Raw genomic sequence first — 11,612 nt, 5'->3', positions numbered from 1 at the left:
TTACAGCAGTCCTGCCTGGGTCATCAGTTCGACGGCTTTCTTGCTGTCGAGCTTCGATGCATCGACTTTCGGCGCGTCCAGGTCCTTCAACGGCACCAGTTTGGGGTTGGAAGCCGCGTCCTTGCCCACCGCGTATTCAAAGGATTTGCCGGTGCGCAGCACTTCCTGGCCCTGCTTGCCGGTGATGTACTGGAGGAATTTCTGCGCGTCCTCCTGGTGTTTGCTGGAAGCCAGCACGCCGCCGCCGGAAATGCTCACGAATGCGCCCGGATCCTGATGCTTGAAGTAGTGCAGGGCGGTGTTCTTGCTGTTTTCGCCGGTCTTGGCCTGATCGACGAACGCGTAATAGTGGTAGATCACGCCGCTGTCGACTTGCCCGGCGTTCACCGCTTTGAGCACCGAGCTGTTGCCACGGTAAGCGGTGAAATTGGCTTTCATGCCCTTGAGCCATTCGAGGGTGGCGGCTTCACCTTTCTGTTCCAGCACGGCGGCGACGATGGCCTGGAAATCCGCACCGGCAGGGGAAGCGGCCCAGCGACCTTTCCAGGCCGGGCTTGCCAGATCCATCAGGGATTTGGGCAGGTCTTTTTCCGGGAGTTTGGCCGGGTTGTAGACGAACACCGTGGAGCGCGCGGCGATACCGACCCATTGGCCGTGGGCCGGGCGATACGCCGCGTCGACTTGTTCAAGGGTAGCCGGAGCCACGGGCGCAAACAGCTTGGCGTTGTCTACCAGCACCATGGCCGGGGAGTTCTCCGTCAGGAACACATCCGCCGGCGACGCCGCACCTTCCTGCACGATCTGATTGCCCATCTCCGTGTCATCGCCGTTGCGCACCGTGACCGGAATCCCGGTTTCTTCGGTGAAACCGGCGACCCAGGCTTTGGTCAGGGTTTCGTGCTGGGCGTTGTAGACCAGAAGGCCGACGGAATCGGCGGCAAACGCCTGCCCGGCAGCGAGCAGCGCAGTCGCCAGCGCGGCCTGTTTCAGAAAGGACGGAAGGGATGGACTCATGGCGGGGCAGCTCCTGTTTTTAGACGTTATGGGCAAGCGTTCGCGGGAGTTTCAATGCGAATGATTTGCATATGTTGGCTGGCTGGCAATGTAGAGAGGCAAATGAGAAAAAAACGTCAAACAAACCGTTAATACATGTCATTGCCATTCAGGTTAGCAGTCACTTGGCGAGGACGCCGGGCAATGCCCGGCGTTGTTTTTCTGGAGTCTTGAGGGAGATACGCCACGCATTTACCTGTGCGGGCGTGGTGTAGCGGTTGAACGGGCCCGGCAGCAGGGCGCTCCGGTCAGGGCTGGCTCTGGGGGAAGATGAAGATCTGCAGATTGCCGCGCCGATAATGCTTGCCGTCTATCGGCAGCAATCCGAGTTCCTGTTCTTCAAGCGTGCTGTTGACGCGCATGACCACGCCCACCGAGCCTTTGCGACGGGCGTCGGTCATCCATTGGCTGACGCTTTCAAGGCTGACTTTGCGCCCCGCCATGGCCGGGTCTTCGAGGCCGTACTTCAATTCACCCTCGGTGTTGAACAGATCGACTTGTGGCCGTTTCAGTCGCCAGGACAATGCCGAGGCCGCGCCCAGGTCGTTGCTCAGCAAAGTGTGTGTCGCCTCAAGCTCCGGCTGATGTTCGGCAATGAACTGGTCAGGCATCTTGCTATCAACGATTTGCGCCGGCATGGCAGCAGGCAACAGCGCGACGAGCAGGCCGATGCCCAGCGCCGGCATCGCCCACAACGTCAATGGCCGCAGCACTTGCAGGGCATTGGCGATGATCCAGCCGATCAGCACGATAAAGGCCAGCGACAGGCTGAACATCTCGGTGTTTTCGTAGATTTCCCTGGTCGTCTGCATATAGAGCAGGGCCACCAGCGCAACGCTGGCCAATGCAGTGTTGATCACACCGTTCAGGCGCAGCACACGGGCGCTGCGCTGATCCAGCCAGTTCACCACGGCGTGGCCCATCAACAGGGCGAGCGGCAGCAGGCACGGCATGATGTAGGTCGGCAGTTTGCCGCTGCTCAGGCTGAAAAAGGCCAGAGGCAACAGGAACCACAAGGCCAGATAGGCGGTTTTTGCCTCGCGTCTCTCGCGCCAGGTGCGGATGAACGTGGAAGGCAGCAACACGGCCCACGGCAGGCTGGAGGCCACCAGCAACGGCAGGTAGAACCACCACGGGCGCGCATGCTGGGCATCATCACCGGCCGCAAAGCGGCGGATATGTTCATGCCAGAAGAAGAACCGCCAGAAGTCCGGTTCCCGGTAATGAATGGCCAGTACCCACGGCAGACTGACGAGGGCGCAGACCAACACGGCCACCGGCCCGTACCGCAACAGCTCGCCGAAGCGCCGTTGCCAGATCATGTAGGGCAGGGCGATCAGCACCGGCAGCAGCAGTGCCAGAAAGCCCTTGGTCATCAGGCCCATCCCGCACGCCGCACCTACCAGCGCCCAACTGCCCAGCCGGGCCCGCGGTGTACGACTGTCGATGGCAAACCACAGAGCTGCCAGACTCAAATTGACCCACAGGGTGAATTGCGGATCGAGGTTGGCATACCCGGCCTGGCCGGCAATCAAACCGAAGCTCATGAACAACAGGGCGCTGGCGACGCTGATTCGCGGGTTGTTCCATAACCTGCGCGCCAACAGATAGGTCAGCCAGACACTGGCCCCGGTACTCAGGGCCGAAGCGATGCGTACGCCAAACAGGTTGTCTCCGAAAATCGCCTGGCCGATCGCAATCATCCAGTACCCGGCGATCGGCTTTTCGAAGTAGCGGATGCCCATGAAATGCGGGGCGACCCAGTTGCCGCTCAGCAACATCTCCTGGCTGATCTGGCCGTAGCGGGTTTCATCGGGAATCCACAGGCCGTGAGTCATCAACGGCAGCAGGTAAAACACCACGAAAGCCAGGATCAGACCGGGAATGGCCCAGCGTTCGAAAAGTGTGGTTTGTCGGGCCTGGGTGAAATCGCGGGCAGCGTGTCGCAACGGATTGTGTTCAGTCGTCATGACTTGATCCTGGTAAAGACGAAAGTGTTTGTTCCTGCGTGTCAGAAAGTGCACGAACATTTACGAAAACCGAAGTTTCCGGTCTTTAATGGAGTCGGGTTCAGGGATTATTTAGTTGTTGGTGGCCATGCATCGGTATTCATGAAGCCCAATACTTTCAGTTGTTTCTTTTCATTGATACGCACAAACAATGTGCTGCCATATTCAGCGCTGGCCGCGTGAGGAAATCCGGTCTGCTTTTCAAAGTCACTGATGCAGTCACTATGAGTGACCAGTACCAGATTGCGCTGTGCAACTTTATGCGCCAGCACCTCGTCGCGCAGGGTGGGACCGCAGGTCGCCAGCCAGTCCTGGGTGTCGGCGTCCCGGCCAAACATGAAGTGCGCCGTCTGCGTGGTTCGAGTCAGCGGGCTGCTGAACACCTGTGCATGCTGCATGCCCAGGCTCACAAAACTCTGGCCGACCTTGGCCGCCGCAGCCGTGCCCACGCGGGTGATGCCGTCGGCTGGGCCCAGACAGGCGTTATCTGAACGGTCACAACGTTCGGTGTGACGTACCAGCGCCACGACTTCTCCGGCCTGCCAGGCCTGCGCCCATTCAGCCTTGACGGTTTTGCCGGCGTGCCCCAGATCGACAGGCGAGCGCGGCCACCAGACGAAGCCACTGACCAGAACGACCACCAGCGCTGAGCCGAGCACTGCCAGCAGTTTTCCAGGTCGAGACCTACGGCGTTGTTTACCGGTGGCAGTCAATTGCATCTGTACTTCCACAACACGCCCCTTGAATTTCCCGACAGCAATGGCCGGCGATTTAATCAACCGGCAGAGTTGGTTACTTGAATACTTCCTGAACATTACGTTTGAGCACGTCGGGGCGCAGTGAAGAGCATGTGAAAAAATTGCCAGCGGATAAATCGGCAAACTAAACGAGCAATTGATAAACAAACTCAAATCCTTGTTTTGTTTTGAGCAAGGCTTAACAAGTGTTGACGATTGCCCTGAAGCTTCTTGTACTCGGTCAATATCCGGCGTCTTCGAAAACAGTTGTGGAGTCATTGAAACGAATGGATCTCAAGCAAAGCCTGACCAAACGGATCGTGATCGTATTTGCCTTGATGAGCGCGCTGGTGGCCGGGGTGTTTGCGCTCGGAATCGTTGCCACCGTGCATGTGGTGGAACATCGGCTGACGACCACCACCTTGAGTGGCGGTCTGCATCGGTTGCTGGCAATGGATGACATCAGTCGTTGGAGCCATCGACCGGAAAAGAGCGAGCTGTTTTTCTTCGAAGGCGGGCCGGGTGCCATGGCGCTGGTTCCGTCACTGGCGGCGCTGTCACCGGGGTTTCAGGAGGTCATGTTCGAGGGTGACGGATTCTTTGCCATGGTCGAGGTGGTGGGCGGACGCAAATACGTGTTGCTGCGTGACCAGGAAAGTCTCGAACAGCGTGAGCGTCTGTTGTTCATTGTGGTCGCGGTGGGATTCATCCTGAGCATTCTGCTGGCGATTGTGCTCGGTCGATTGCTGGCACGGCGCGTGATGGCCCCGGTCATTCGGCTGGCACGCCAGGTTCGTCACCGCGACCAGTTACTGGTACTGGCGCCGCCCCTGCATCCGGACTACGCGGCGGACGAAGTCGGCGAACTGGCGCTCTCGTTCGATCAGACACTGGGCCGGCTGCGCGAAACGCTGAGCCGTGAAAAGCTCTTCACCAGCGACGTGAGCCATGAACTTCGCACGCCGTTGATGGTGCTCGGCGGCGCCTGCGAGTTGCTGCTCGCCAATCCGTCGCTCGATGCCCGCTCTGCCGCGCAGGTCAACCGAATCGCCCGGGCCAGCCATGAAATGCGTCAGTTGGTGGACACCTTCCTCATGCTCGCCCGCTCGCAGGAAGATACCGGTGGCGATATTTGCGTGACGCTTGAGGAGGTTGCGCGGGTCCAAAGCGAAATCTGGGGTCGGCTGATCCGCGAAAAAGGGCTCGATTTTTTCTGCGACATCAACCCGGCCGGCGCGGCTCGTTACAACCAGACCTTCCTTCAATCAGTGATGGGCAACCTGTTGCGAAATGCCTGGCATTACACCGATCAGGGTTTTGTCACGCTGAGCGTCGGGGAAAACGGGTTTGTGGTCGAAGACAGCGGCATCGGCATTCCGGAGGAACAGCGGCAAGCGATGTTTCAGCCGTTCGTGCGCGGTGACGAGCGTCGCGGAGAGGGGCTTGGACTGGGATTGTCACTGGTGCAGCGGATCTGTAACCGGGAGCAATGGCAGGTCCGGCTCACCACGCGTGAGCCCAACGGTTGTCGTTTTGCCGTCTCGCTGAGCCCGGTTCCTCAAGAGGACGGTGGGCAGCCGCGCGAAGTGCCCGCTGCCTGACTGATCAACGCAGCCAGGCGCTTGACGTTGTTTTGCTGGGCCACCACCAGATCGTCGATGGTCGGCCCGGACGGGGTTTGCAGCAGCGAGCGGCAGGCGAGCAGGGCATCGTCCCCGGCGTTGGCCTGGCGCAGGCGCCATTTGACGTCGATCAGCCCGTATTGCCCGGGAATCGAATCGAAGCGTTGCACATCGATGCGCACGGACGTTTTGCGCGCGCCGCCGGCATTGCTCAATTGATCCACCAGCGCGCTGCGCAATTCATCACTGAGGCTCGCGCCCCACCATTCGGTTTCAAGAATCGCCAGGCCGCTGTTGCCCTGGCGGATCACGATCTGCGGCCGGTCGACCTGTGGCGGCACGCTGATGCTTTCGATGGCGATCTCCGAATCCGCGCGGCCGGGCATCGGTTGCGTGGGCGTCAGGGTATGAAAACTGATCGGGGCGCTGCTGCAGGCGCCCAGCAGCAGGCCGGTGGCGAGCACGGTGAACTTCAGCTTTAAAGCCATGGGACAGCTCCTGTGCTCAATTGCGCGGCGGCCCTTTGAGGTCCAGCGGCGCGGCGTTGTCGGGGCGGCCGCGAATCAACGATTCCGGATGCCGGCCCAGATAATCGGACAGCTCACGCAGCGAACGGGACATGCGCCCGAGCTCGTCGAGGGTCTGGGTCAGTTGTTCGCGTTGCGGCGAATCTTCGGCCAGGGTCGAGCTGGCCGATTGCAGGGTCTTGCTCACGTCGGCGAGGGTGTTCTGCACGCCGGGCAGGGTCTTGGCGTTGAACTGGGTCAGGCCTTTGCGCAATTCCACGAGGTTGCTGTCGAGGTTGCCGGCAATCCGTTCCACCGGCAGCTTGTTGAGCTTGTCGATCATCGCTTCGAGTTTTTCCTGCAACTGTTCGAGGCTGCCGGGGACGGTCGGAACGCTGATCGGGCGGGCAGTCGGGTCAAACGCGACTTTTTCGGCTTTGGGGAAGAAGTCCAGGGCAATGTACAACTGGCCGGTCAGCAAGTTGCCGCTACGGGCCTGGGCGCGCAGACCGTTGTCGATAAAGGTGCCGATCAGGCGCACGGCCGCCGCTTCGTCGTCCGGATTGTGCTCGAGTGCCTTGAGCATCTTGATGTGAGCCTGGCCGAGGCGTGCCGGGTAGATCACGATGCCGACGTTGAGCGGGAAGCTGCGTTTTTTCGCGTCGAAGTCCAGGTTGACGCTGACCACCCGGCCGATCTCGATGCCGAGAAATTCCACCGGCGCATCGACTTTCAGCCCGCGCAGCGCCTGATCGAAACGCAGGCTCAGGTACTGCGCCTTGCCGTTGGGCGGGGCGAGGGCGGTTTGCTGATCGTCGAACAGGTCGTAGGTTTTTTCTTCGGCGGCAGCGACATCGTTGGGGCTGTACTCCGGCGCGCGGAAGGCGATGCCGCCGACCAGCAAGGTCGACAGCGATTCGGTTTTCACCGCAAAACCGTTGGCGCCGACGTTGACGTCAATGCCGCTGGCGTTCCAGAACCGGGTGTTTTCGGTGACGAAAGCATCGTTTGGCGCGTGGATGAACACCTCGATGTTCACCCCTTTGCCATCGGCGTCCAGTGCGTAGGCCACCACCTGACCGACCGGGATCTTGCGGTAATAGACCGGCGAGCCGATATCCAGCGAACCAAGGTCCGAGGCGTGCAGGTTGAAGCGTTTGCCCGGTTCGCCGTAGGTGATCGGCGGCGGGTTTTCCAGGCCTTTGAAGTGTTTTGCGCGCGAGTTGGACTGACCGATGTCGGCGCCGATGTAGTCACCGGACAGCAACGTGTCGATGCCCGAAACACCGCCTGCACCGATGCGCGGCCGGACGACCCAGAACTGCGAATCTTCGCGGGTAAAGGTTTCGGCCTGCTTGGCCAGTTTGATCGTGGCGTTGACGCTTTTCTGGTCGTCGCTCAACTCGACGTCCGTGACCTGGCCGATGACCACGTTGCGATATTTGACTTCGGTCTTGTTGGCGGTCAGGCCGCTGCCGGTCTTGAAGGTGACAATGATGCTGGGGCCTTCCTGCATCAGGTTGTGCACCACCAGCGAGATGCCCACCAGCACCGCGATGATCGGCACGATCCACACCAGCGAAATGCTGAAACGGCGGGTCTTGACCGGCGCCTGGCCGGGCGTTCGCGGTTGATCGGCGGCTGACGACTCCATCCATGACCTCCAGAGTGTATTGGGCACTGAGCGTCAGGAACGCAAAAGCACTTCATCAATATAGAAGTGCTTCGCGATAGAGCAAATGTGCAGGACGCTTTATCCCAACAACTCCCGCAGGCGATACCAGAACATGCCCAGTGCAAGCAGTGGCGAACGCAGCGCCGGGCCGCCGGGGAAGGTCATGTGCGGCACGCCGCTGAACACATCCATGCCCTGACTGTGACCGGCATGAATCGCCTCGCCCAGCAGCTTGGCGCACCAGTGGGTGACGTTCAGGCCGTGGCCGGAATAGCCCTGGGCGTAGAACACGTTCGGGTGCTGCTTCAAACGGCCGACCTGCGGGAAGCGGTTGGCGGTGATGCCGATCTTGCCGCCCCACTGATAGTCGATGCGCACGTCCGCCAGTTGCGGGAAGATCTTGAGCATCTTCGGTCGCATGTAGGCGGCGATGTCCGCCGGGTCCCGTCCCGAATAATGACAGGCGCCGCCGAACAGCAAGCGCCGGTCCGCCGAGAGCCGGTAATAATCGAGGCCGACTTTCTGGTCGCACAGCGCCAGATTCTGCGGAATCAGCTCGGCGGCGCGTTCCGCCGACAGCGGTTCGGTGGCGATGATGTAACTGCCGGCGGGCAGCACCTTGCCACTGAGTTGCTGCTCGAGTTCATCCAGGTGCGCGTTGCAGCCGAGCACCAGACTGCCGGCGCGCACGGTGCCGCTCCGGGTGCGCACCTGAACCGTCGGGCCGTGGACGATTTCCAGCACCGGGCTCTGCTCGAATATCCGCACTCCGAGGGAGGCGCCCAGCCGTGCTTCGCCCTGGACCAGATCCAGCGGATGCAAGTGACCCGAGCCCATGTCGATCAGGCCGCCCTTGTAGACACCCGCGTTCACCACTTGCTGACGAATCAGCTCAGGGGCGACCAGTCGCGTTTCATGGCGGTAGCCCAATTGCGCCAGACTGTCCTGCTCGGCCTTGAAGGCATCGAACTGCGCCGGCGTGTTGGCCAGCTCGCAGAAGCCCCAGCGCAGGTCGCATTCGATGGCGTTGTCGGTGATGCGCTGGCGCACCAGCTCCACCGAATCGATCCCGGCCCGGTGCAGGTAGCGCACGCCTTCGCTGCCGACATGCCGCGAGAAACCTTCGACGTCATGACCGATCCCGCGAATCAGTTGCCCGCCATTGCGCCCGCTGGCGCCCCAGCCGATGCGCCGGGCTTCGAGCAGAATTACCGAGAGCCCGCGCTGAGCCAGTTCAATGGCCGTGTTGACGCCGGTGAACCCGCCGCCGATCACGCAGACATCGGCGATCAGGTCACCCGCCAGTTCGGGATAAGGTGTGCTGGCCCGGGCCGACGCGGCGTAATAGGAGTGGGCGTGTTCCTGGGTGTACTGATTCATTTGTTCGACTTCACTTTGCTCCAGGACCGGGTCATCAGACGCATGATCGACTGGGGCGGGGTAGAGGAGATGTAGAGCTTGTCGAGGACTTCCTGGGACGGATAGACCTCGGGATTGTTGACCAGCTCGGCATCCATGTATTGCTTGGCCGCCGGGTTCGGGTTGGCGTAGCCGACCGAGGCGCTGACCTTGGCGATCACTTGCGGATCGAGCAGGTAATTGATGAAGGCGTGGGCTTCCTTGGTGTTGCCGGCATCGGCGGGAATCGCCAGCAGGTCGAACCACAGGTTCGCGCCTTCCTTGGGAATCGAGTACGCGATGTTCACGCCGTTCTTGGCATCCTTGGCGCGGTTGGCGGCCTGGAACACGTCGCCGGAATAACCGAAGGCCACGCAGATGTCGCCGTTGGCCAGGTCGGACACGTATTTCGAGGAATGGAAATAGGTGATGTACGGCCGGATGCTCAGCAGTTTCTCCTCAGCCTTCTTGTAGTCCTCGGGTTTCTCGCTGCGCGGGTCCATGCCCATGTAGTTGAGGATCGCCGGGAATACTTCATCGGCCGAGTCCATCATCGACACACCGCACTGGGTGAGTTTTTTCAGGTTCTCCGGTTCGAACAGCACGGCCCAGGAATCGATGTGATCGATGCCCAGCACTTGCTTGACCTTGTCGACGTTGTAGCCGATGCCGTTGGTGCCCCACAGGTATGGCACCGAGTGCTCGTTGCCCGGGTCGTTTTTCTCAAGCAGGGCCAGCAGTTTCGGGTCGAGGTTTTTCCAGTTCGGCAGTTGCGAACGATCCAGTTTGAGGAACGCACCGGCCTTTACCTGACGGGCGAGAAAGTGGTTGGACGGCACCACCACGTCATACCCGGTGCGGCCGGCGAGCAGTTTGCCTTCGAGGGTTTCATTGGAGTCGAAGACGTCGTAGATCACCTTGATCCCGCTGGTGGACTGGAAGTCGGCGAGGGTGGTTTCGCCAATGTAATCGGTCCAGTTGTAGACGCTGACCTGGGGTTGGGCGAGGGCACCGGCACTGCACGCCAGGGCCAGAGCGGCGGGGATCATGGATTTCAACAGACGCATATCGACACCTCTTCGAATTATTGGATTTTTCAGGTGAGCACGGTCCCTTGTGGGAGCTGGCAAGCCTGCTCCCACAGGTGGCGTGGGTGTTGGTTAAACGCTCAGCAACAGAAACTCCCGCTCCCAGGAACTGATCACGCGCTTGAAGTTTTCATGCTCGGCGCGTTTCACCGCGACGTAGCCGCGCACGAATTTGCTGCCCAGGTATTGCGCGACGGTGTCGCACTCTTCCATCTGGGTCAGGGCTTCTTCGATGGTGATCGGCAGGCGCAGATTGCGGCGCTCGTAAGCCCGGCCTTCGACGGCAGCGCTCGGTTCGACGCCCTCGACCATGCCGATGTAGCCGCACAGCAGGCTCGCGGCGATGGCCAGGTACGGGTTGGCGTCGGCGCCAGGCAGGCGGTTTTCAACCCGCATCGCCTCAGGCCCGGAGGTCGGCACCCGCAGGCCGACGGTGCGGTTTTCTTCGCCCCATTCGACGTTGACCGGGGCCGAGGTGTCCGGCAGGAAGCGGCGGAACGAGTTCACGTTCGGCGCGAACATAGGCAGCACTTTCGGGATGTACTTCTGCAGGCCGCCGATGTGATGGCGGAACAGGTCGCTCATGCTGCCGTCGGCATTGGCGAAAATCGGCTGGCCGCTGGCGATCTCGACCACGCTCTGGTGCAGGTGCATGGCGCTGCCGGGCTCGTCGCCGATCGGCTTGGCCATGAAGGTCGCGGTGACGTTGTGCTTGAGCGCAGCTTCACGCAGAGTGCGCTTGAACACGGTGATCTGGTCGGCCAGATCGAGCGCGTCGCCGTGGCGGAAGTTGATTTCCATCTGCGCCGGGCCGTCTTCGTGGATCAGCGTGTCCAGGTCCAGGCCTTGCAGTTCGCACCAGTCGTAGACGTCTTCGAACAGCGGATCGAATTCGTTGGCGGCGTCGATAGAGAACGACTGACGACCGCTTTCGGCGCGACCGGAACGGCCCAGCGGGGCCTTCAATGGCAAGTCCGGGTCTTCGCAGCGCTGGGTCAGGTAGAACTCCATTTCCGGCGCCACGATCGGCTTCCAGCCTTTGTCGGTGTACAGCTGCAGGACTTTCTTCAGCACGTTGCGCGGCGACAGTTCGATCGGGTTGCCGAACTTGTCGAAGGTGTCGTGGATCACGATGGCGGTCGGCTCGATGGCCCACGGAATCACGTATACCGCGTCGCTCACCGGTTTGCAGACCATGTCGATGTCGGCCGGGTCGAGCAGGTCGTAGTAGATGTCGTCGTCGACAAAATCCCCGGTTACCGTTTGCAGCAGCACACTTTCCGGCAGGCGCATGCCTCGCTCATGCAGGAACTTGTTGGTCGGTGCAATTTTGCCGCGGGCGATGCCGGTCAGGTCGCTGACCACGCATTCCACTTCGGTAATCTTGTGATCTTTCAGCCATGTGAACAGCTGATCGAAAGGGGCATTCATAAAGACCTCGTCGTTGGTTTTGTTGACGCGGGGGAAAGCGATTTCATCTTTCGCAGACTTCCCCTGAGGCGCGTTGACGACTATCTTGGGCGG

Annotated in this window: 9 protein-coding genes; 1 reads left to right on the top strand and 8 read right to left on the bottom strand. The window is 60.8% G+C overall.

Annotated elements, in window-relative coordinates; all coding sequences use genetic code 11:
* The 3 genes from QR290_RS15755 to QR290_RS15745 form a co-directional block, all read right to left on the bottom strand.
* Entirely contained in the window at positions 1-1,014 is a 1,014-nt protein-coding gene (locus tag QR290_RS15755; protein ID WP_289203025.1) for an iron ABC transporter substrate-binding protein, read from the bottom strand.
* A 287-nt stretch (positions 1,015-1,301) separates the two neighbouring features.
* Complete coding sequence (gene arnT / locus QR290_RS15750) at positions 1,302-3,023, bottom strand: lipid IV(A) 4-amino-4-deoxy-L-arabinosyltransferase (RefSeq protein WP_289203024.1); 1,722 nt, start codon at positions 3,021-3,023, stop codon at positions 1,302-1,304.
* A 107-nt stretch (positions 3,024-3,130) separates the two neighbouring features.
* Positions 3,131-4,078: a histidine phosphatase family protein gene (locus QR290_RS15745; protein ID WP_435875050.1), complete on the bottom strand. Its 948-nt coding sequence runs from the start codon at positions 4,076-4,078 to the stop codon at positions 3,131-3,133.
* Between the two features lie 8 nt (positions 4,079-4,086).
* Here QR290_RS15745 and QR290_RS15740 point away from each other — a divergent pair, with 8 nt between their 5' ends.
* The gene (locus QR290_RS15740; protein WP_289203023.1) at positions 4,087-5,400 is read left to right on the top strand and encodes a sensor histidine kinase; all 1,314 of its coding nucleotides are present in this window, start codon (positions 4,087-4,089) and stop codon (positions 5,398-5,400) included.
* Here the strand turns inward: QR290_RS15740 and QR290_RS15735 are convergent.
* The 5 genes from QR290_RS15735 to QR290_RS15715 form a co-directional block, all read right to left on the bottom strand.
* A complete protein-coding gene (locus tag QR290_RS15735; RefSeq protein ID WP_115078004.1) occupies positions 5,358-5,909 on the bottom strand; it encodes a PqiC family protein in 552 nt (183 codons plus the stop codon). The two genes, QR290_RS15740 and QR290_RS15735, sit on opposite strands and share 43 nt — an antisense overlap.
* 16 nt (positions 5,910-5,925) lie before the next feature.
* Positions 5,926-7,581, bottom strand: a complete 1,656-nt coding sequence (locus QR290_RS15730; RefSeq protein WP_289203022.1) for an intermembrane transport protein PqiB — start codon at positions 7,579-7,581, stop codon at positions 5,926-5,928.
* 99 nt (positions 7,582-7,680) lie between these two features.
* Positions 7,681-8,982: an NAD(P)/FAD-dependent oxidoreductase gene (locus QR290_RS15725; RefSeq protein WP_289203021.1), complete on the bottom strand. Its 1,302-nt coding sequence runs from the start codon at positions 8,980-8,982 to the stop codon at positions 7,681-7,683.
* A complete protein-coding gene (locus QR290_RS15720) occupies positions 8,979-10,067 on the bottom strand; it encodes a polyamine ABC transporter substrate-binding protein (protein ID WP_289203020.1) in 1,089 nt (362 codons plus the stop codon). Before QR290_RS15720 ends, QR290_RS15725 begins: the two co-directional genes overlap by 4 nt.
* Positions 10,068-10,160: 93 nt before the next feature.
* Positions 10,161-11,519: a glutamine synthetase family protein gene (locus tag QR290_RS15715; protein WP_041475556.1), complete on the bottom strand. Its 1,359-nt coding sequence runs from the start codon at positions 11,517-11,519 to the stop codon at positions 10,161-10,163.
* Between the last annotated feature and the right edge of the window lie 93 nt (positions 11,520-11,612).

Source organism: Pseudomonas fluorescens (genome assembly GCF_030344995.1).
Classification (GTDB): Bacteria; Pseudomonadota; Gammaproteobacteria; order Pseudomonadales; family Pseudomonadaceae; genus Aquipseudomonas; species Aquipseudomonas fluorescens_BF.
Note: the sequence above shows the minus strand (reverse complement) of the source record. Positions and strands in the feature narration are given on the sequence as shown.

What these genes read in the sequence shown, in the direction of transcription:
- QR290_RS15755 (WP_289203025.1), bottom strand. Translation starts at nt 1,014, where the DNA reads ATGAGTCCATCCCTTCCGTCCTTTCTGAAACAGGCCGCGCTGGCGACT.
- arnT (WP_289203024.1), bottom strand. Translation starts at nt 3,023, where the DNA reads ATGACGACTGAACACAATCCGTTGCGACACGCTGCCCGCGATTTCACC.
- QR290_RS15745 (WP_435875050.1), bottom strand. Translation starts at nt 4,078, where the DNA reads ATGACTCCACAACTGTTTTCGAAGACGCCGGATATTGACCGAGTACAA.
- QR290_RS15740 (WP_289203023.1), top strand. Translation starts at nt 4,087, where the DNA reads ATGGATCTCAAGCAAAGCCTGACCAAACGGATCGTGATCGTATTTGCC.
- QR290_RS15735 (WP_115078004.1), bottom strand. Translation starts at nt 5,909, where the DNA reads ATGGCTTTAAAGCTGAAGTTCACCGTGCTCGCCACCGGCCTGCTGCTG.
- QR290_RS15730 (WP_289203022.1), bottom strand. Translation starts at nt 7,581, where the DNA reads ATGGAGTCGTCAGCCGCCGATCAACCGCGAACGCCCGGCCAGGCGCCG.
- QR290_RS15725 (WP_289203021.1), bottom strand. Translation starts at nt 8,982, where the DNA reads ATGAATCAGTACACCCAGGAACACGCCCACTCCTATTACGCCGCGTCG.
- QR290_RS15720 (WP_289203020.1), bottom strand. Translation starts at nt 10,067, where the DNA reads ATGCGTCTGTTGAAATCCATGATCCCCGCCGCTCTGGCCCTGGCGTGC.
- QR290_RS15715 (WP_041475556.1), bottom strand. Translation starts at nt 11,519, where the DNA reads ATGAATGCCCCTTTCGATCAGCTGTTCACATGGCTGAAAGATCACAAG.